The organism is Cohnella fermenti (assembly GCF_004801405.1).
Classification (GTDB): domain Bacteria; phylum Bacillota; class Bacilli; order Paenibacillales; family Paenibacillaceae; genus Cohnella; species Cohnella fermenti.
The window spans coordinates 42,545-63,384 of record NZ_SSOB01000045.1; the positions used below are offsets into that span (position 1 = coordinate 42,545).

Consider the following 20,840-nt stretch of genomic DNA (forward strand, 5'->3'; position numbering starts at 1 on the left):
GGTGATTCAATGCGACGGTCTCGTCAAAATTTACAAGGCGGCCGATCTGGAGGTCGTCGCCCTCCAGGGGTTGGACCTGCAGGTAGGGAATGGGGAACTGATGGCAATCATCGGCAACTCGGGCAGCGGCAAGTCGACCCTGCTGAATATGCTCGGCGGCCTTGACAAGCCCTCGGCCGGGAAGCTGCTGGTCGACGGACAGGATCTGCTGGCGTTCAAGGAGCGCGACCTCGTCCGATACAAGAGAAGCACGGTCGGCTTCGTGTGGCAGAACAACGCGCGCAACCTCATTCCGTATCTGACCGCGCTCGAGAATGTCGAGCTGCCGATGCTGCTGAAGGGCAAGCGCCGCCGGTTGCGAGCGCTGGAGCTGCTCGAGGCGGTCGGCCTCGGGCAGCGGAAGCACAATCGGCTCAGCGAGCTGTCCGGCGGCGAGCAGCAGCGAACCGCGATCGCCATCGCGCTGGCGAACGAGCCGAGGCTGCTGCTCGCCGATGAGCCTACGGGCTCATTGGATACGAAGACGTCGGACCAGGTGCTCGAGCTGTTCCGGACGCTTAATCGCTCGATGGGCATCACGATCGTCATCGTTACTCACGATCCGCTCCTTGCACGCAAGGTGGACCGGGTCGTCCAGATCCGGGACGGCAAGACGTCCGCCGAGATGATCCGGAAGGTGAGCTATGCGGATGAGCTGGCGCAGCTTGAAGCGGACGACAGCCATGTCGAATACGCGGTCGTCGACAAGGCCGGAAGGCTGCAGATTCCGGCCGGCTACCTGGATGCCGATGGCTTCAAGGGAGGCAACAAGGTGCGCGTACAGATGGAGGAGGGGCGTATCGTGCTCTATCCTCCGGAAGATTGTCAAACCTGCCGAGAGGAGGGGATGGCAACGGAAAGGTAAAGAATAGGTAAAGAACAGGCATCAGAATCAACAATTGCCCCTTGCTGAATGCATTGTCGTTGCTTCATCATAGAAGTGAAGCGTTTTCGCAGCCGTCTTATTGCATTTTCTTATGCGGCTTTCTTATGCGGCTGATGAAGAGGGACGACGATATGAGAAGACATTCCAGGGGGCTAGACATGAACAAGGTCATACGTGCGGCCAAACCTGCGGGATCGGCATTGGCAATTGTTCTCCTGCTGACTTCCTGCTTCGGCGGCGGCTCTCCATCCGCTTCGGAGCCGACGGAGTCGTCTTCGGACAACCTGTACCAAGAGCCGGGTCTGAGCCGGTATCCGTCGACGATCGAGCTCTCGTTCGTCCGCCAGACGAGCGACGATCTGGAGGGGATGCTCCGCCAGTTGCCGGGCGAGACGCTGCTCGACAACCGATGGAGCCGGCTCTACGAGAATGTTCTCGGCGTTAAGATTGCGTATGACTGGACCGCCAAGGGTGAACTGTACAATCAGAAGCTGGGCGTGGCGATTGCCTCCGGCACCATACCGGACGTGATCAAGGTGAACGCGCAGCAACTCCGGCAGTTGTCCAACGCCGGCATGATTGAGGACCTGACAACCGTCTACGACCGGTTCGCAACTGCGTTCACGAAGCAGACGCTCGGCGAGGAAGGGAACGGACCGTTCGAGGCGGCGACGCTCGACGGCAAGCTGATGGCGTTGCCCGACACCTCATCCTCCATTGAGCGGGCCAACTTCCTGTGGATTCGGACGGATTGGCTCGAGACGCTCGGCCTGGAGCCTCCTCGCACAATAGCGGACGTATTGGCAATCTCGAAAGCGTTTGCAGATGAGGACCCGGATCGCAACGGCCAAGACGATACATACGGTCTGGCCGCCACCAGCTACCTGTTCGATCCCGTCGCCGGCGTGCACGGCTTTATGGCCGGATACGGGGCGTACCCGAAGCTCTGGCTTCCGGACGAATCCGGCAAGCTCGTGTTCGGAGGCATCCAGCCGGAGGTGAAGACGGCGCTTCTGCAGCTTCAAGAGCTGTATCGCGACGGGCAGATTGATCCCGAATTCGGGATCAAGGACGGAGCCAAGGTGCGGGACGATACCGCTGCCGGCAAGTACGGTCTGCTCTACGGCGAGCAATGGAGCTCCTTCTGGGTGCAAGCCAGCGTGGAGAAGAACGCCAAGGCGAAGTGGCAGGCGTTCCCGATCGTGTCGGAGACGGACGAGCTGCCGATGGTGCCGTTATCGTTCAGCACCGACAAGTTCTATGCGGTCAAGAAGGGCTACGAGCATCCCGAAGCGATTGTCAAGCTGATCAACCTCCACCTGGAGAAGAATTGGGGAGAGACGGCCGACTACGAAACGTATTACAGCACGCCGCAGCCGGTATGGGGACTCTCTCCGGTGGCGCCTTATCCGGCGAAGAAGAATCTGGAGGCTTATCGGCAACTGGCGCAAGCGCGCAGCACCGGCGACGAATCGGGACTTAAAGCCGAAGCCCGAGCGATCCTGCAGAATATCGAGACGTACCGCTCCGGCGGCTCCCGCAAGATGGACGGCTGGGGCTGGGACCGCACGTACGGAGCCGACGGCGCATTCGCGATTCTGGACGAGTACGAGAAGAATGGGCAATTGCTCTACGAGAGCTTCGTCGGCGGGCCGACCCCTACGATGATTGAGAAGAAGACGATTCTGGACAATCTCCTTAACGATACGTATATCAATATCATTCTAGGCAGGCCGATCGAGGAATTCGATCGGTTCGTGGACGAATGGAGACGTCTGGGCGGCGACCTCATTACGGCCGAGGTCAACGAGTGGTACGCGGAGAGAGGCGGCCTGACGCCATGAGAATGCGCCGTTCATCGGAGGAGATATGTTGCTGAAGTTTCCCGTCCAATCGTTCCGCAAGAGTCTCTTCTTTAAGCTCGTCATCACGTATCTGATCGTCATTCTGCCGCTTATCCTGCTGGGCTTGTACTTGTATAACTGGAGCTACAAGAACGCCAGCCAGGACTTGTCGCGGGCGACGCTCGCCCAGTTGTCCAACTACCTGAAGGATTTGAACAGGGAGATCGACTGGATGGAGATTCAGCAGTACGACATTCTCGAGGACAATGATGTGAATCGGCTGGCCGTGACCTGGGAGTTGATGGACAATGTCGACCGGAGGGAGACGTTGAACGACCTCGTTCACCGGCTTACTACCTTCAAGGGCAGCAGCGCCTATATCAAGGACATCTCCGTCCACATTCGTCCGATCCGGAAGACGATATCGGCCTCGAACGCGGTTCACGACTTCGAGTCGACCTCCTACGATTACTTCAGCGGGACAACGAGCCGAACCGGAGGCAGTCTGATCCATTGGGGCCAGTCTCTCTATCTTAGCGCCGGCAAGGAGACGGGCGTTCTCGGGGAAGAGCCGCTGTACATCGTCCAGATCGAGCTGGATACGGAGATGCTGAGGGAATCGCTGCAGCAGGTCAACATGTATTCGTCCAGCCGCTCGTTTCTTCTGATGGACGGGGCGGAATTCGCTATTGGCAGCGACCCGGAGGCCGATCGAACGCTTCGCGACGGCGCGGCAGCGCTGACGGAGCCGAACGAACAGGCGTACCGCTGGATCGTCGATGGGGAGAAGTATCACCTCGATACGGCGCACTCCGACAAGCTGAGTTTAATGGTAGGAACGTTCTTGCCGGAGCAGGAGGTCAGCCGGCCGCTGAGCAAATTCAAGAACTGGGCGTGGGTGTTCTCGATTGCGACCGTTCTTGCCATTATTGTCTACGCGTATTCGACCTACCGATACGTGCAGAAGCCGATGCTGTATCTCATTCAGAGCTTCCGGAGAATGGAAGGTGGAGCCTTGGATATTCCCATCGAGCATCAGCAGGAGGATGAATTCGGGTATTTGTACAACCGGTTTAACCATATGCTGCGCAAGCTTCAGATGTTGATCGATCAGGACTTCAAGCAGAAGCTGATGATGCAGAAGGCCGAGCTGAAGCAACTGCAATCGCAGATCAATCCGCACTTCCTCTACAATAGCTTTTTTATCCTGAATTCCTTGGCCAAGACGGGGGATCTGGATCGAATCGAGCAGTTCACGCAGATGCTCGGAGAGTACTTCCGCTTCATCACCCGCAATGGGGAAGACAACGTACGTCTGGCCGAGGAGATCAAGCATTCGCGCATGTATACCGAGATCCAGAAGCTGCGGTTCTCCAGGCGGATCAAGGTCCGGTTCGACGAGCTTCCGGAGGCGATGGAGGCGGTTCGGGTTCCCCGGCTCATCATCCAACCGTTGATCGAGAATGCATACGAGCACTGTCTGGAGAAAATGCCCCGAGAAGGCTTGCTCCGCATTACCTTCGGAGCGGAAGGGGAGGCGTTCCGAATAGTGGTGGAGGATAACGGCAGCGAACTGTCCGACGAACGGATCGCGGAGTTGCAAGATCGTCTTCAGCATCCTTCCGATACGCACGAGATGACCGGCATGATGAACATTCATCGCCGAATTGTGCTGATCTACGGGAATGGAAGCGGGTTGTTCCTGTCGCGAAGCGAATGGAGCGGGTTGCGCGTCGAAGTTCGAATTCAAACCGGGGAGGAGAAGGGACATGCACCGGCTTCTGATCGTGGATGACGAAGAGATTATCACGGACAGCTTGTATGAAGTATTCTCAAGGCTTATGCCGGAACGGCTGGATGTCTGCAGAGCTTATTCGGCGGACGAAGCGCTCGCATGGATGGAACGCACCCGAATTGACATCGTGCTGACGGACATTCGCATGCCGGGCAAGAGCGGGCTTGAGCTGTCGGAGCAGATTCGCTCGTATTGGCCGCGCTGCAAGGTGATCTTCCTGACGGGCTACAGCGAATTCGATTACGTGTACCAAGCCATTCAGGCTCCGGCGGCGCGATATCTGCTCAAGACCGAAGGCTACGACAAGGTGACCGAGACCGTCAAGGAGGTTCTGCAGGAGATTGACGAGAGCATCCGGCTCGGCGAACTGGCTCAGCTCACGCTGGATCAGCAGAGCGAGATCGAGGCGTTGGCGCGCGCAGAATACTTCAGGCAATGGCTTCAGGACGGCAGCGAGGGCGAGCGGGGCGGCGATGCGCTGGCACGCGAATTCGACACATGGAGCATTCCGCTGTCCGCGGACGAATCCGTCGTGCTTGTGCTGGCCCGGCTCGGGTATCCGGAGGGGGCGACATACGTCCGCCGGAACGAGCTTCGTGGAGCTTGCCGGCGAATCTGGCTGTCCTATCTGTCGGAGCGGACCCGTTCGCTCGATTTCGTCGACAAGCGCGGCGAACTGCTGTGGCTGCTGCAGCCGGCCAAGCAGGCGGACGAGTCGTTCTCCGGCCGTATGCTCCGCTATCTCGAAGGGACGCTGGAGCTTATCCAGGAGACGTGCCGGCAGGAGCTCGGGCTGACGCTATCCATCTCGATCGCCGGAGCGGCTTGCGAATGGTCGGCCGTTCCGGGTCAATACGAGAGATTGAGACGCTTGCAGCAGACGAGGATCGGCGACGAGCTATCCGTCATTCTCGCCGAGAGCGGCGAAGCGCGAGGGGGGCTCGAGCAGACGGATGATGCCCGAATCTCGCACATGGCCGAGATTATGGCCGCCCATCTTGAGGCCGACCGGAAGGAGAAATTTTTCGCAGTGCTCGATGAGCTGTCCGGGCGCATGCTGCATCCGGAGATGAACGTGCAAACGGCCGTCGAGGCCTATTATTCGGTTGCGCTTATGTTGTTCGCATACATGAATCGTTGGGGGCTGCACGCCCAGATCGGCGATTCCGACAAGCTGCTGCATCTGGACGGGCATACGACCCTGACGGAAGGATTTCATTATTTATCCCGGGTGGCCGACGGCATCTTCAGCCTCAAGCGGCTTGACGAGCAGGAGCGGGCCGATCGCGCCATTGATCGGATCTGCCGCTATATCCAGGAGAACCTGGGTAGGGATCTGTCGCTCGTAAGGCTGGCGGAGCTGAATCACTTCAACCCGACGTACCTGTCCCGTTTCTTCAAGCAGGAGAAGGGCTTGAATCTGTCTGAATACATCGATCAATGCCGCATTCGCAAGGCGATGGAGTTGCTGAAGGATGGAGAGACCAAAGTTCGCGAGGTGTCTGTGGCCGTCGGCTACGAGTCGGCGCATTCCTTCACCCGCTTCTTCAAGAAGACGACGGGAATGACGCCGCAGGAGTACCGGGACTCGATTCCGATAGGCTGACGCCAAGGAGGACCGTTATCCATGCTCCGATTGAATAAATCGATCGTCGCCCTCGCTGCGCTTGTCGTTGCGGCCGCGATCGTTCTGACTGTCGTATGGACACATAAGGAGGACACAACCGTGAACAAGAATGAATCGAACTCACCATCCAATTCACCCGCGTTGCCAACGCTTGATGCGTTGGCGGCCGGCGCTGAGGAGACGTTTAATCCGAGTGCGATTACGACGGCGGTCGGCAAGCTGCCGCCAAGCGGCAATCCGCTGCTGGGCCACAAGTTTGGCGCCGATCCCTATGCGCTCGTCTACGAAGACCGCGTCTATATCTACATGACGAATGACGTGCTGGAATACGACGCAGACGGGCAAGTGAAGGACAATACGTACGGCAATATCAACAAGCTGACAATCGTCTCGTCGGACGATCTCGTCAACTGGACCGATCACGGGGAAGCGTCGGCGGCCGGACCGCAGGGAGCGGCCAAGTGGGCGACTCAATCCTGGGCGCCGGCGGCGGCATACAAGATAATCGACGGGAAGACCAAGTTCTTCCTGTACTTCGCCAATAATGCAAGCGGCATCGGCGTGTTGACGAGCGACAGCCCGACAGGCCCGTGGACGGACCCGATCGGCAAGGCGCTCGTTACCCGACAGACGCCGGGCGTGCAGGGCGTGACCTGGCTGTTCGATCCGGCCGTGCTCGTCGACGACGACGGCAAGGCATACCTTTACTTCGGCGGCGGCGTTCCGGAAGGAGAGGATGCGATGCCGAACACGGCTCGCGTCATGGAGCTTGGGGACGACATGATCAGCGTCGTCGGCGAAGCGCAGGTCATTCCGGCGCCGTTCATGTTCGAGGACGCGGGCATCAACAAGGTCGGCGATACGTACTACTATACGTACTGCTCGAATTTCTTCGGCGGGACGCGTCCGGAGGGGAGTCCTCCCGCAGGAGAGATCGCCTACGTGACGAGCGACAGTCCGATGGGACCGTGGACGTACCAGGGGACGATTCTGAAGAACCCCGGCTCCTTCTTCGGCGTCGGAGGCAACAACCATCACGCCATCTTCACCTTCGGCGACAAGCGGTACATCGCCTATCATGCACAGACGCTGTCCAAGGCGATGGGGGTTCCCAAGGGCTACCGTTCTACTCACTTGAATGAAGCCGTCTTCGGCGAAGACGGCAAGATTCAGCAGATTCAAGCGGACTACGAGGGCGTTGCGCAACTGAAGCCGTTCGATCCGTATGTGCGCCATTCGGCGGCAACGATGGGCTGGAGCGCCGGCATATCGACGGAAGCGGCTGTCGGCGAGAACGGCGATTCTCAAATGGTCGTGACGGGGATCGGCAACGGAGACTGGATCGCCTTGTCGAACGTCGACTTCGGCGCGAAGGGGGCAGCTTTGTTCTCCGCGTTCGTCGCTCCTTCGGTCGGCTCCTCCGCGATCGAGCTGAGGCTGGACGAGCCCGACGGACAATTGGTCGGCACGGCGGCAATTGCTGCGACCGCGGCCGGCGCTGAGTGGACGGAGACGACCGCGCGCCTGTCGGGAGCGACCGGCGTTCATCGCGTCTATCTCGTCTTCCGCGGACCGGCGGGGGACAATCTGTTCCGTCTTGGCGATTGGCGGTTCACCGAGTAGGGAGAGCACCGAAGGCAAGCAAGCAGCGGAGCGAATCAAAGAACGGCAGTCTTGGAGGTAGGTTCCTCCCGGACTGCCGTTCTTGCTTCAAGCCGTGACAATCAGCTGCTTGCGGTACTCGTTCGCGCTGATGCCGGTGTACTCCTTGAACTTCTTGTAGAACCAGTCGAGCTCCGTATAGCCTACCTCTCCTGCAATCTCGTATATTTTCAAATCCGTCTGCTCGAGCAAGAGCTTGGCCTTCTCCATCCGCTGCTGCAGCAGGTACTCGTTAAACGACATGTTCTCCTCGCTCTTGAACTTCTGCCCCAGATACGCGCAGTTGAAGTGGAGGGAATCCGAGATCTTCTTCAGGGTGATGCTCTGGTGCAGCTCCTCCTGAACGTATTGCTTGACATGATCGATGATGGAGGACTGCCGGGAACGCCTGCGAGCGAGCGCAGCTGCGAACGGAGACTCGGCGCCGGCCCGAGCGTCGAGCTCTCGCTTGATCATGCTGAGGCTGCCGAGAAGCTCGGCCGGCTGCACCGGCTCGGGCAAGTAATCGCTTACTTGATAAACGAGCGCTTGCCGTGCCAGGTAGAAGTCATGGCTTCCGCCGATCAAGAGAATCGGAACTCGGCTGCGCTCGCGAATGAGCTCGCACAGGCGAAGCCCTTCCGCATGCGAATGCTTTAAATTAATAAGAACGAGAGAGAAGGGCTGCTTGTCGAATAAGGTTCGGGCGTCGGCGGGACTGGCTGCACGGGCTTCCAATGCGTAGCCCGAATTCGTCCAGTCGATCATGCGCTCCGTCGCCTCCCGGCTTCGCGCGTCCGGATCTATGTGCAACACCTTATACAAGTCAACGACCTCGCTTTCGAAGATTTATTGTGCAGAACCCCTTCATGACTGCGCTTACAATATTATTTCTTCTTGATTATGATTCACCTGCGGACGGTGCGGCAATGTGCATCTCTTACAGAAGGGTGCATTTGTTTACCTTTTAAACAAAGAGCAAACCAAGGAGGTCCGAACCTATAAACGGTAAGGTAAATCTTCTGAATAGCAGCAGGTTGTTGGGGGAGCGATGTAAGCGCTACACTTCTCGGTGAATCCATTATCACCAATCTCAACTACCAATCTCAGGGGGGCAAAACATGCAAAGCAAAAAGGCAATCGCAATGCTGGCCGGCATGATGCTGGTTATGGGTCTGACCGCTTGCGGCGGAGGCAACAACGCGAACACTTCCAGTCCAAGCGGCTCGGCAGCTTCGAACGACGCCAGTCCGGAAGCAAGCGCGGCAAGCTCGGAATCGGCAAGTCCCAGCGAAGAGGCGGATGCTTCGACGGCGGAGATGGACTTCGACATGGGCGGCAGGACGATCAAGATCGTGTCCTGGTGGGATATGACGATCGCAGAGGACAATCCGGACAATATCGCCAAGAAGAAGAACCTGGACGAGCTGATGGCGAAGCATAACTTCAAGGTCGAGTACATCGCGATCGACTACGGCGAGTATCAGGAGAAGGTAACGGCATCGCTGCTGTCGGGCGAGCCGATCGGCGATATCGTCCGTCTCGGCAAGAACTACACGATTCCTGCGCTTGTGCAGCAGGACCTGCTGTGGCCGGTGGACGAGTACACGAAGAACACGAAGGTGTTCAACCAGAAGGCGAACGAATACATGTCGTACGACGGCAGGGCGTACGGCTTCACGGAGCAGTCCAACCTGATCTCCGGGATTTTCTACAACAAGACGTTGCTGAACAAGATCGGCATCAAGTCGCTTCAAGAATATGTAGATGCAGGCAATTGGACTTGGGATACGTTCATTCAGGTCGCGAAGGATGCCAATAAGGATACGAACAACGACGGCAAGCTCGATACGTGGGGCTTGGCGCAGGCGGGCCTCATGGATCACGCGCTCGTCTCCAACGAGGCGAGCCTGACGGTCGGCGACAAGCAGAACCTTGATGATCCGAAGACGGTGGAGGTGCTGAACTTCCTGTCGCGCATTGCGACCGAGAAGGTGGCGCGTCCGACGGAAGGCGGCGACTGGACGGAGCCGGGCCAATTCTTCCGTCAAGGCAACACGCTGATGTATGCGGGCTACATGTATGAGATCGGCGGCTTCAAGACGGATATGGCGGATTATGACATCGGCTTCGTTCCGTTCCCGCAAGGGCCGAGCGCGAGCGCTTACCATTCGGTCGAGGGCGCATTCCAGGCGCTCACCATTCCGAAGAAGGTCGAGCATCCGGAGCAGCTTGTGTATATCTGGGAGAAGATCAACGACATCGATTCGATGTACGATTATCCGGATCAAGCTTCGCTTGAGAGCAACTTTACGGACGAGAACGACATCAACAATGCGAAGACGGCGGGCGAAGGCATGATCGTACTCGACCACGCAACCTTCATGCCGACACTGCCTTATTACGATCTGAGCGGCGAGATTCAAGCCGGCACCTCGGTATCCTCCGTCATCGAGAAGTACAAGGCGCCGTTCCAGGCAGCCATTGACGCTGTTTATAAGAAGTAGCCCATCGGCAGACGACAGTTCCCATTCAGAGGATGTTCTCTAATGGGAACTGTTATTGAATGGCGAGCTATCGCACCGCAGGAGGGAGAGAAGAGCGTTGAGCTTCATAAAGCAGACCTTTGATCATATAAAGAACTTGGATCAGAAGAAGACCTTCATCGCCATACTGGTCGTTGTAGTCCTGTTCGCCGCCGTCTGGATGTTGAATCCGTCCGGGAAGTCCGCCGGAGGGCTAGCGCAAGCGATGGGAGAATTCCAAGCGATTACGGATTCGGATGACGAGGGAAGTTACGACGCGTACAGCAGCGCGCATTCCTCTGATTCTCGTCCGGATACGGTCGTTCGAATTGAAGGGGAGAATTATTCGGAGACGAACGGAGAAGGGTTCGAGGTCGCGGACCGATACGAAGGGCTGGACGGCCAAGCCGTTCTTACTCCGGAGGACGGCGCGATCGCCTGGAAGGTGAACGTTGCCGAAGCGGGTCTGTACAATATCCGCATCCATTATTATCCGATGGAAGGGAAGAGCTCGAGCGCAGAGCGGAAGCTTGCAATCAACGGCGCCGTGCCGTTCGACGGGGCGGACGATCTGATCTTCAACCGGTTATGGGGAGACCAGGGCGAGACTGTTACACAGGACGATCGCGGCAACGATCAGCGTCCCCGGCAGATCGAGAAGCCCGCCTGGCAGCTTGTTCCGTTCTCGGACCAGGAAGGCTATTACGAAGATCCGTATCTGTTCTACTTCGATCAAGGAGAACAGACGCTGTCGCTCGAAGCGCTGCGGGAGCCGATGGCGATCGATTATCTGGAGCTCTATCAGGAGCCGGAGACGGCAAGCTATGCTTCGCTGAAGAGCGAGTACGAGAAGCAAGGGCTAACGCCCGTGTCCAATCGGCAATTGGTCGTGCAGGCGGAAGACGCTTCGTTGAAGTCTTCGCCGATGCTCGCGCCGCTAGCCGATCATTCGAGCCCGACGGTTCAGCCTTATCACACGTCGAAGATTCGCATGAACACGATCGGAGGCGTCCAATGGAAGCTTCCCGGCCAATGGATCGAATGGGAAGTCGACGTGCCGGAGGACGGCCTGTACCAGATTGCGCTCAAGCGCAAGCAGGATCAGCTTCGCGGCGTCTATGCGACTCGCAGCCTGACGATTGACGGCGAATATCCGTTCGAGGAAATGAAGAGATTGCAGTTCGACTTCAATATGAATTGGCAGACGGATGTGCTCGGAGGCGAAGATCCGTATCTGTTCCACTTGACACCGGGCAAGCATACCATTCGCCTGACTGTGACTCTTGGAGAGATTGCCCCTCTCTTGCGAACGATTGAATCAAGCGTACTTGAGTTGAACGAGATGTATCGCAAGATTCTTATGATCACTTCGAATACACCGGATCCATACCGCGATTATCAGTTGGATAAGCGGGTCCCCGATATGATAGACGTATTCACCAAGCAGGCGGAGACGATCTCCAGCGTGGCCGACTATCTGGAGCAATCGACTGGAGAACGAAGCGATAAGGTCGCCGTTCTGTACAAGCTCATTCACCAATTAAACGAGATGGCCGCGAAGCCGGAGACGGTCGCCAAGCGATTGACCGACTTCAAGACGAATATCGGCGGCCTCGGAACGTGGATTCTCACCGTGCGGGAGCAGCCGCTCACGCTCGACTACCTCGTCGTCTCCTCGCCGGACAGCAAGCTGCCGCGAACGAAGGCAACCTTCGTGGAACAGATCAAGCATCAGATCGGAGCGTTATTCGCTTCCTATACGGAAGATTACGACAGCATCGGCAATACAGGGGAGAGCGATCGTTCCATTACGGTGTGGATTACGACCGGCCGGGATCAGGCGCAGGTCATGAAGAACCTGATCGACGATACGTTCACGACGGAGACGAACATCTCGGTTAAGCTCAGACTTGTTCCGGCCAATATTCTGCTTCCTGCAACATTGGCGGGAGAAGGGCCCGACGTGGCGATGCAGATCGGGGAGGACGTTCCCGTCAACTATGCAATGCGCGGCGCGGCGGCCGATCTGACCCAATTCTCCGACTACGAGGAGGTCGCGGCCCGATTCCGCGACAGTGGGCTGACGCCGTACCAGTTCAGCGACGGGCTGTACGCACTTCCGGAGCAGCAGACGTTCCCGATGCTATTCTACCGCAAGGACATTCTGGAGGAGCTTGGCTTGACGCCGCCGAAGACGTGGCAGGAAGTGTACGACATGATCTCGGTGCTCCAGAAGCACAACATGGAGTTCTGGCTGCCCATCGAGAACCCGGCCGTTCAGGGGGCCATTCAGGTTCCGAATGCGATGTTCTCGATGCTTCTGTACCAGAATAGCGGTCAATTCTATTCCGATGACGGCAAGTCGAGCGCTCTCGATTCCGAGATTGCCATGGGACAGTTCAAGAGGTGGACACAATTCTACACGAACTACAAGTTCCCGCTGATTGCGGACTTCCCGAATCGGTTCCGGACCGGAGAGATGCCGATCGGCATTGCGGATTACACGACGTACAACATGCTCACCGTCATGGCTCCGGAGATCAAGGGGTTATGGGACTTCACGATGGTTCCGGGAACGGAGCAGGCGGACGGCACCGTCAACCATGAGGTGGCCAGCCATACGACCGCCGTCATGATGCTCGAGAACGCGCAGGACAAGGACGCGGCCTGGACCTTCATGAAGTGGTGGACGTCCAAGGAGACGCAGATCGCGTACGGCAGGCAGATGGAGGGCTTGCTCGGCGAAGCGGCCAGATATCCGACAGCCAACGTCGAAGCGCTTGAGGAGCTGCCGTGGCCAGTCGACGACTATCGTAATCTGGACGAACAATGGCAATGGGTGAAGGGGATTCCTCAAGTGCCAGGCGGCTACTTCACCGCCCGTCACCTGGACAACGCGTTCCGCAAGGTTGTGAACGCCGCCGAGAATCCGCGTGAATCGCTGTCCGACTACATTATGTACATGAACGACGAGATTGCTGTCAAGCGGAAGGAATTCAAGCTGCCGTATTAGCCCGGGGGTGGAGACCAATGCAAGCCGAAACGACCAGCCAGCCGGCGACGCGTCCTGCACGCGAAGCCAAGACGTCCCGCCGGATGCTGATCTGGCGGGAGATGAAGAAGAACAAGCATCATTACGTTCTTCTTAGTCCCTATATGATTCTGTTCTTCCTGTTTACCGTCATTCCCGTCGTATTCTCGCTTATTCTCAGCTTCTTCTACTTCAACATGCTGGAATTCCCGAGATTCGTCGGCTGGCAGAACTATTCCAGACTGCTGTTCAACGACGACGTGTTCATGATTGCGGTGAAAAACACGTTCCTGTTCGCGGTCATCACAGGGCCGGTCAGCTATGTGGCCTGCTTCCTGTTCGCCTGGATCATCAACGAGCTGTCTCCCAAGGTCCGCGCCTTCATGACCCTCGTCTTCTACGCGCCTTCGATCTCGGGGAACGTGTACTTCATCTGGCTCATCTTCTTCTCGGGCGACGCCTATGGTTACTTGAACGGCTTCCTGATCAAATACGGCTTCATCATGGCGCCGATTCAGTGGCTGACGAACGAGAAGTACATTCTGCCAATCATTATTCTCGTCCAGCTCTGGCTCAGCCTTGGAACAAGCTTCCTGGCGTTCATCGCCGGTCTTCAGACCGTCGACAAGACGCTGATTGAAGCCGGAGCGGTCGACGGAATCAAGAATCGTTGGCAGGAGCTGTGGTTCATTACGCTTCCGTCGATGCGGCCTCAGCTTCTGTTCGGCGCCGTTATGCAGATTACGGCTTCCTTCGCGGTCGCTGATATCTCGATCGCGCTTGCTGGTCTGCCAAGCGTCAATTATGCCGCTCATACGATCGTGACGCACCTTATCGACTACGGCACGATCCGGTTCGAGATGGGGTACGCCTCGGCGATCGCCACCGTGCTCTTCGCGATCATGCTCGGGACGAACCTGTTGACGCAGAAGCTGATTCGAAAGGTAGGCGAGTGAAGTGAATCAGAGAACGCTCCCGCTCTTCCGGCTGTCCCGCAAGATCAATCGCTCGTTCACGGTCAGCTTTATGCTGTTCCTGCTGTTGGCCGTCTTCGGCGTGTTCATGGCGCTGCCGCTTGTGTTCGCGGTCAGCAACGCGTTCAAGCCGCTAGATGAGCTGTTTATTTTCCCGCCGCGATTCTTCGTCTCCAACCCGACCGTAGACAACTTCTACGACCTCGTTGCTCTGATGGGCAACTCGTGGGTCCCGTTGTCCCGCTATATCACGAACACGCTGCTGATCACGATTATCGGGACGGCCGGGCACATCCTGTTCGCTTCGGCTGCGGCGTATCCGCTGGCCAAGTATCGGTTCCCCGGCTCAAACGCGCTGTTCACGATTGTCGTTCTGTCCCTGATGTTCTCCGCCCAGGTAACGGCCATACCGAACTACATGGTCATGTCCTGGCTCGGATGGATCAACACGCAGGCGTCGATCATCATCCCGTCGCTCGCCTTCCCACTCGGTCTGTTCCTGATGAAGCAATTCATGGAGCAGATTCCGGATGCCCTGCTTGAAGCGGCGAAGATCGACGGAGCGAATGAATACCGAATTTATTGGACGATCGTCATGCCGAACGTCAAGCCGGCTTGGCTCACGCTGATGATTCTGCAATTCCCGATGCTGTGGGGCAGCGACGGAGGCAACTTCATCTATAGCGAGAATCTGAAGACCCTTCATTACGCGCTAGGTCAGATCGCGCTCGGAGGCATTGCCCGCGCCGGCGTCGGCGCCGCTGTCGCCTTGGTGCTTATGATCGTTCCGATCACGCTCTTCATCATCTCCCAGAGCAGCGTCATCCAGACGATGGCGACGTCCGGGATGAAGGATTAGGAGGGGGAGACGACATGGCACGCATGGCACGATTACCGATCATGGCACGAATATCGATTCACACACGCAAGCCTTTGATTCTCCTGATCGCCTGTCTTCTGGGCGTCACAGCGGGTGGCTCTTCCTCCGATGCGGCGGAGACGTCATCCTCCTACAATTATTCCTTCTGGGGAGAGACGGTTGCCGCCCCGGACGCTTACGAGGCATCCGGGCTGTACGACGGCGTCAGCCTCGGAACGGGCAGCTTCAAGGCGCCGAACGATCTTCATGTCGCGAAGGACGGCGCCATCTACGTCCTTGACAGCGGAAACAATCGCGTCGTCATTCTGGACTCTGAATTCCGGCTCGTTCGCATCGTCGAAGCATTCGAGCATGACGGTGCGCCGGACGCCTTCAACAATCCGCAAGGCTTGTTCGTGACGGACGACAATCATCTCTATATTGCAGATACGGGCAATCAGCGAATTGTCCATCTCGATGCCGCCGACAAGCTGATCCGCATCATCGATCATCCGCAATCCGAACTGCTCGCGGACAACTTCCAATTCCAGCCGGCTCGGCTCGTCGTGGACAAGGCGAATCGGATCTATGCGATGGCGACAGGCGTGTTCGACGGCTTCATGGAGTTCTCTTCAGACGGCACCTTCACCTCGTTCATCGGCGCGAACCGGGTTACGTTCTCTCCGTCCGAGTATCTCTGGAAGATGTTGTCGACGAGAGCGCAGAAGAGCCAGATGGTCATGTTCACACCAACTGAATTCACGAACCTGGACATCGACTCGGACGGATTCCTGTATGCCACGAACGGGCAGCGCAGCGACAATGTCCGCAAGCTGAACGCCCAGGGGAATGACATTCTTCGTAAGAAAGGCTACTTCCCGCCCGAAGGCGATGTCCGCTTCACGACGACGGACGGCCCGACGCGGCTCGTCGATGTCGACGTAACGGACAGCGATATGTATTCCATCCTCGATTCGAGCCGGGGCCGAATCTTCACCTACAACGGAGACGGCTATCTCATGTACGTCTTCGGAGGGCTGGGCAATCAATTCGGCGAATTCGATACGCCGACCGCGATCGATCGACAAGGGGATGACTTCCTTGTTCTCGACAAGGCGCTCGGCGAGATCACCCTGTTCCGCACGACGGAGTACGGCCGAACGCTTAATGAAGCGGAGAGAAGCTACTTCAGCGGCGACGAGGAGCAGGCCTATGCCCTGTACGAGAAGACGATCGACATGAACGCCAATCTGGAATACGCCTACTCAGGCATTGGCAAGGCGCTGCTGCGGCAGGGCGAATATGCCGAAGCGATGAAGTACTTCAAGCGAAGCGAGGACCGGAACCATTATTCCAAGGCGTTCCTGCTCTATCGGAAGCAGCAGATGCGGGAATACTTCCCTGCGGTCATGACCACCCTCATCGCGCTCGCGGCTATTGTCGTCGCCTGGCGGAAGTATCGCAACCTGAAGGGGAGAAGGAAGGTGAGCTCCATTGAGCAGAGAGTTGTTTAAATACCCGTTCTATTTGATCTCGCATCCGTTCAACGGCTTCTGGGAGCTGAAGTACGAATTGAACCGCAAGGCGAGCCTGGTCTCCGCCTTCGTCATCTTGTTCCTTCTGGCCATAACGACCGTTCTGCAGAACCAGTACAGCGGCTTCCTTGTGAACTTCGTCAATCCGAACAGCCTGAACAGCTTCATGGAGATCGTATACGTGTTGCTGCCGGTACTGTTCTGGTGCATCGCGAACTGGTCGCTGACGACGCTGATGGACGGGGAAGGGAAGTTCGTCGAGATTTTTATCTCCACTTGCTTCGCGTTCTTTCCGGTCGTGTTGATCCAGTTCCCATGGATTTGGCTCAGCAACCTGATCTCCCTGCAAGAGACGTCCTTCTATTACTTCTTTATCAATCTGTCGACGATCTGGTGCGTATTCCTGCTGTTTATCGGCAATATGACCGTTCATCAGTACACACCGTCCAAGACGATCCTGACGATGGTGCTGTCGGTCGTGGCTATCGGCTTCATGGCGTTCCTGTGCCTGCTGTTCTTCAGCCTGGTCCAGCAGATTATTGCATTCATATCCACGATCTATCAAGAGTTCGTTCTGAGGAGCTAAGGAAGGAGGATAACGCATGAACAGGCTTAAAGGAGTCTTGTGGGCCGCAGTCCTGCTGGCCGGAATGTCGGCTGCCGGCTGCTCCGGCTCCGGGAACGGATCTTCCGCCGCACAGGCCGACGAATCGGCGCTCTCTTCGTTCGAGGCGGGTACGGCTTTGACCGCGGCCTTCACCGATACGAAGGTGGAAGGGATGAAGGGAGTCGCCGAGAATGACCGTCTGAGGCTGTTCGCGGATGATCAGACCGGCGTTGTCGCTGTTCTCGACAAGAATAGCGGCAAGGTGTGGTACAGCAATCCTTCGGATCGCGACTCCGATACGCTGGCGTCAGGCGTAAACAAGGACCTGCTGTCCGCGCAGCTTCGTATCGACTTCTACAACAACTTCGGTCAACTTAATTCCGTCAATTCCTACACGGACAGCGTCGCTCACAACCAGATCAAGATGGAGCCGATCGAAGGCGGCGTGCGCATTGATTATCAGTTCGGAACCGCAGAGAAGACGGTCGACGACCTGCCGATGATGCTGAGCAGAGAGCGCTATGAAGCAATTGTCGGGAAGCTAGACAAGACGGGACAGCGAGCCCTGGCGATCGGCTACAAGGAAGACGAGGAGCAAGGAACCTATATACGGAATGACAGCGCGCTGAAGGGACTTCAGCTCGAGCGGGCTCTCCAGGCTTTCGAGGCTGCGGGCTACACGGAGGAAGATCTGCAGAAGGATATCGAGGAGCTCGGCCTCGATCAGACGAAGCCGGAGCCGAGAGTGTTTCTCGCTTCGATTGAATACAAGCTCGACGGGGACAGTCTTGTCGCCAAGGTGCCAGCTTCGAGCATTCAATTCCCCGACGATTATCCGATCAATACGATCTCCCTGCTCAGCTACTTCGGGGCGGCGGATTCCGAAGCGACCGGAGCGATGCTCGTTCCCGACGGCTCGGGCGCGCTTATTCGCCTGAATAACGGGAAGACCCGCTATCCGTCCTATCAGCAGCTCGTGTACGGCTCCGATCAGACGATTGCCCGTCTCGAGGATGCGGCGAGGGAGCAGGAGGTGCGCCTGCCGGTGTTCGGATTGATCGACGGCGACGCGGCGTTCCTCGGCATCATCGAGGAGGGCGAGGCGGTCGCTTCCATCCAGGCGGATGTCAGCGGAAGACTGAACAGCTACAACTCCGTCTCTTCCAGCTTCTACGTCGTGAACGAGACGAAGGTATACTTGACGGCGAACGATCAGGAGCGGTCATTGCCGAAGTTCCAGCAGCATCCGACGAAGGCGGACTTCGCGGTCCGTTACTCCTTCTTCGGCAAGGAAGAGGCTTCCTATACGGGCATGGCGAAGTATTACCAGCAATATTTGCAAGAGCGGGGCGGACTTCCTGCCGCGAAGCGGGACGATGCAGCCGTATCTGCGGAATCCCAGGACGTTCCGTTCTACCTGCAGATGATCGGCGCCATCTCGAAGCAGAAGCACGTTCTTGGCATTCCCTACAACGCACTCGAGCCGTTGACAACGTTCAAGCAGGCGGAGAGCATCGTGGAGGAAGTGCGGAAGCTCGATATCTCCAACATCAAGGTTCAGTTCTCGGGATGGTTTAACAACGGACTGGATCACCGCGTGCCGAGCGGCGTCAAGGTGGATGGAGCGATCGGCGGCAGCAAGGGATTGAAGCAATTCGCCGACTACGCGCAGAAGACCGGAATCGGCTTCTTCCCGGACGTGGCGTTCGTGCAAGCGAACAGCTCGAAGGGGTTCGACGAAGCGGATGACGCCTCGAGATCGCTGCGCGACGAGCCGGCGGCCGTCTACCCGGTCGAGCGGGCGCTGAACCGGCGGGATCGTACGAAGTCTCCGGCCTACGTTGTATCCCCAAGGCTTGTTCCGGATTATGTGGAGAGGCTGCTGAAGGGAGTCGCGGGCTATGAGATTGAAGGCCTCTCGCTACGCGATCTGGCCGCGGATCTTAACAGCGATTACCGCAAGAGCAACGAGATCGATCGGACTGAATCGCAGGCTCGATCGCTTCAATCGCTTGAAGCGATCCGTTCCGCCAACCTGGACATTCTGGCGAACGGAGGCAACGCCTTCACTCTGCCTTATGTCAGCGATCTGACGAATGCCCCGATGACGAGCAGCCGGTTCAAGATCGAGGATGAGGAGATCCCCTTCTTCCAGATGGTCGTGCGCGGCTATGTCGAGTATGCAGGTGCTCCGTACAACCTGTCGACGTATACCGACCCGAGCGAATACATTCTCAAGTCGCTCGAATACGGCTCGGGCGTGTACTTCGAATGGATCTACGAGCCCAACTACAAGGTGAAGGACACCGAGAACAACGATCTGTACGCCGTGAATTACGAGCAATGGCTCGCGCTCGCTGGCGATATCTACAAGGAAGTGAACGACGTGCTCGGACAGGTGCAGGGTCAGCGAATAATCTCGCACGACAAGCTCGACGACGGCGTCTACAAGACCGTCTTCGAGAATGGCGTCTACGTGATCGTCAACTATAATCATGCGGCTGTGCAGGTCGACGGCAAGCGGATCGAGGCCGACAGCTATGCGACAGGTGGTGCTGCAACGTGAGAGCTGCCTTGCTTAAGCTGAAGCCGAGCCTGCGGACCTACGCGGAGAAGAAGTCGCTCTACGGCTTCCTGTACGTCGTGCCTTGGCTGCTGGGCTTCCTGTTCTTTTTCCTGGCGCCGTTGTTGACCTCGCTCCGATACAGCTTCAGTACGGTGACGGCCAATTCGGACGGCGTTACAGCCAGCTTCGCCGGCTTCAAGAACTTCAAGGAAGCGCTGACGGTCAACACGAGCTTTAACCGGGTGCTCACCGAGTCGATCATCGACATCGTGGTCAACGTTCCGCTTATCGTTATTTTCAGCCTGTTCCTGGCCGTTCTGCTTAACCAGAAGTTCATCGGGCGAACGGCGGCGCGGGCGATCTTCTTCCTGCCTGTTATTCTGGCCTCCGGCATCATCCTGAGCCTCGAGAGCACAAGTCTCGTTCAGGCGATCAACGACGCCAACGCGGGAGCGACGACCTTCAACGCGCTGCAGAGCTTCGAGTTGGAGAACATGATGCTCGAGGCCGGCATGAGCGAATCGATCGTGAATTACTTGACCAGCGCCGTCAACCGGATCTATCAGGTCGTCAGCCAATCGGGCGTCCAGATTCTGATCTTCCTGGCGGGCATTCAGACGATCTCGCCGCAGCTCTACGAGGCTTCGAAGATGGAAGGCGCAACGGGCTACGAGGCGTTCTGGAAGATTACGTTCCCGATGGTGAGTCCGCTTATTCTCGTCAACGTCGTCTACACGATCGTCGACTCGGTATCCGTGAACGCGATGACCGACCTGATCCGCGATACCGGCTTCAAGAGCTTCAACTTCGGCCTCAGCTCGGCTATGGCATGGATCTACTTCGTCGTCGTCGCGCTGATTCTGGCGATCAGCTCCTACGTGATCTCCAAGAGGGTCTTCTACTATGAATAG

14 protein-coding genes are annotated in these 20,840 nt (G+C 57.4%); 13 read left to right on the forward strand and 1 reads right to left on the reverse strand.

Annotation, left to right across the window (positions count from 1 at the left end; all coding sequences use genetic code 11):
- Position 1: 1 nt before the first annotated feature.
- The 5 genes from E6C55_RS26630 to E6C55_RS26650 all read left to right on the forward strand — a co-directional run bounded on the left by E6C55_RS26630 (position 2) and on the right by E6C55_RS26650 (position 7,814).
- A complete protein-coding gene (locus E6C55_RS26630) occupies positions 2-904 on the forward strand; it encodes an ABC transporter ATP-binding protein (RefSeq protein ID WP_136372880.1) in 903 nt (300 codons plus the stop codon).
- Positions 905-1,083: 179 nt separating this feature from the next.
- A complete protein-coding gene (locus E6C55_RS26635) occupies positions 1,084-2,769 on the forward strand; it encodes an extracellular solute-binding protein (RefSeq protein ID WP_136372881.1) in 1,686 nt (561 codons plus the stop codon).
- 25 nt (positions 2,770-2,794) lie between these two features.
- Positions 2,795-4,564 (forward strand): sensor histidine kinase, encoded by a 1,770-nt coding sequence (locus E6C55_RS26640; RefSeq protein WP_230986875.1) that lies wholly within the window; start codon positions 2,795-2,797, stop codon positions 4,562-4,564.
- Positions 4,539-6,170 carry a response regulator gene (locus tag E6C55_RS26645; protein ID WP_136372882.1) on the forward strand — a complete coding sequence of 544 codons (1,632 nt, stop codon included), beginning with the start codon at positions 4,539-4,541 and terminating at the stop codon, positions 6,168-6,170. The genes E6C55_RS26640 and E6C55_RS26645 overlap by 26 nt, the downstream gene beginning before the upstream one ends.
- 21 nt (positions 6,171-6,191) lie before the next feature.
- The gene (locus E6C55_RS26650; protein ID WP_136372883.1) at positions 6,192-7,814 is read left to right on the forward strand and encodes a glycoside hydrolase family 43 protein; all 1,623 of its coding nucleotides are present in this window, start codon (positions 6,192-6,194) and stop codon (positions 7,812-7,814) included.
- 87 nt (positions 7,815-7,901) lie between these two features.
- On the opposite strand, the gene E6C55_RS26655 is transcribed toward E6C55_RS26650, so the two are convergent.
- Positions 7,902-8,648, reverse strand: coding sequence for a helix-turn-helix transcriptional regulator (locus tag E6C55_RS26655; protein WP_230986877.1), 747 nt, complete (start codon positions 8,646-8,648; stop codon positions 7,902-7,904).
- A gap of 305 nt (positions 8,649-8,953) precedes the next feature.
- Here E6C55_RS26655 and E6C55_RS26660 point away from each other — a divergent pair, with 305 nt between their 5' ends.
- From E6C55_RS26660 to E6C55_RS26695, 8 genes are all read left to right on the forward strand, one after another.
- Positions 8,954-10,339 (forward strand): ABC transporter substrate-binding protein, encoded by a 1,386-nt coding sequence (locus E6C55_RS26660; RefSeq protein WP_136372885.1) that lies wholly within the window; start codon positions 8,954-8,956, stop codon positions 10,337-10,339.
- 244 nt (positions 10,340-10,583) lie between these two features.
- Positions 10,584-13,370, forward strand: coding sequence for an extracellular solute-binding protein (locus E6C55_RS26665; protein WP_407923770.1), 2,787 nt, complete (start codon positions 10,584-10,586; stop codon positions 13,368-13,370).
- 17 nt (positions 13,371-13,387) lie between these two features.
- Entirely contained in the window at positions 13,388-14,344 is a 957-nt protein-coding gene (locus E6C55_RS26670) for a carbohydrate ABC transporter permease (protein ID WP_136372886.1), read from the forward strand.
- Between the two features lie 70 nt (positions 14,345-14,414).
- Entirely contained in the window at positions 14,415-15,221 is an 807-nt protein-coding gene (locus tag E6C55_RS26675) for a carbohydrate ABC transporter permease (protein WP_136372900.1), read from the forward strand.
- A gap of 41 nt (positions 15,222-15,262) precedes the next feature.
- Positions 15,263-16,735: a hypothetical protein gene (locus E6C55_RS26680; protein ID WP_136372901.1), complete on the forward strand. Its 1,473-nt coding sequence runs from the start codon at positions 15,263-15,265 to the stop codon at positions 16,733-16,735.
- On the forward strand, positions 16,716-17,342 hold the full coding sequence (locus E6C55_RS26685; protein WP_136372887.1) for a YIP1 family protein: 627 nt from the start codon (positions 16,716-16,718) through the stop codon (positions 17,340-17,342). Before E6C55_RS26680 ends, E6C55_RS26685 begins: the two co-directional genes overlap by 20 nt.
- 16 nt (positions 17,343-17,358) lie before the next feature.
- Positions 17,359-19,929, forward strand: coding sequence for a DUF5696 domain-containing protein (locus E6C55_RS26690; protein WP_136372888.1), 2,571 nt, complete (start codon positions 17,359-17,361; stop codon positions 19,927-19,929).
- Positions 19,926-20,840: a carbohydrate ABC transporter permease gene (locus E6C55_RS26695; RefSeq protein WP_136372889.1), complete on the forward strand. Its 915-nt coding sequence runs from the start codon at positions 19,926-19,928 to the stop codon at positions 20,838-20,840. The genes E6C55_RS26690 and E6C55_RS26695 overlap by 4 nt, the downstream gene beginning before the upstream one ends.

Excerpts from the sequence above, each read along its gene's own strand:
- E6C55_RS26675 (WP_136372900.1), top strand. The coding sequence starts at position 14,415 with ATGCTGTTCCTGCTGTTGGCCGTCTTCGGCGTGTTCATGGCGCTGCCG.
- E6C55_RS26660 (WP_136372885.1), top strand. The coding sequence starts at position 8,954 with ATGCAAAGCAAAAAGGCAATCGCAATGCTGGCCGGCATGATGCTGGTT.
- E6C55_RS26680 (WP_136372901.1), top strand. The coding sequence starts at position 15,263 with ATGGCACGAATATCGATTCACACACGCAAGCCTTTGATTCTCCTGATC.
- E6C55_RS26690 (WP_136372888.1), top strand. The coding sequence starts at position 17,359 with ATGAACAGGCTTAAAGGAGTCTTGTGGGCCGCAGTCCTGCTGGCCGGA.
- E6C55_RS26650 (WP_136372883.1), top strand. The coding sequence starts at position 6,192 with ATGCTCCGATTGAATAAATCGATCGTCGCCCTCGCTGCGCTTGTCGTT.
- E6C55_RS26665 (WP_407923770.1), top strand. The coding sequence starts at position 10,584 with ATGGGAGAATTCCAAGCGATTACGGATTCGGATGACGAGGGAAGTTAC.
- E6C55_RS26640 (WP_230986875.1), top strand. The coding sequence starts at position 2,795 with ATGTTGCTGAAGTTTCCCGTCCAATCGTTCCGCAAGAGTCTCTTCTTT.
- E6C55_RS26635 (WP_136372881.1), top strand. The coding sequence starts at position 1,084 with ATGAACAAGGTCATACGTGCGGCCAAACCTGCGGGATCGGCATTGGCA.
- E6C55_RS26645 (WP_136372882.1), top strand. The coding sequence starts at position 4,539 with ATGCACCGGCTTCTGATCGTGGATGACGAAGAGATTATCACGGACAGC.
- E6C55_RS26670 (WP_136372886.1), top strand. The coding sequence starts at position 13,388 with ATGCAAGCCGAAACGACCAGCCAGCCGGCGACGCGTCCTGCACGCGAA.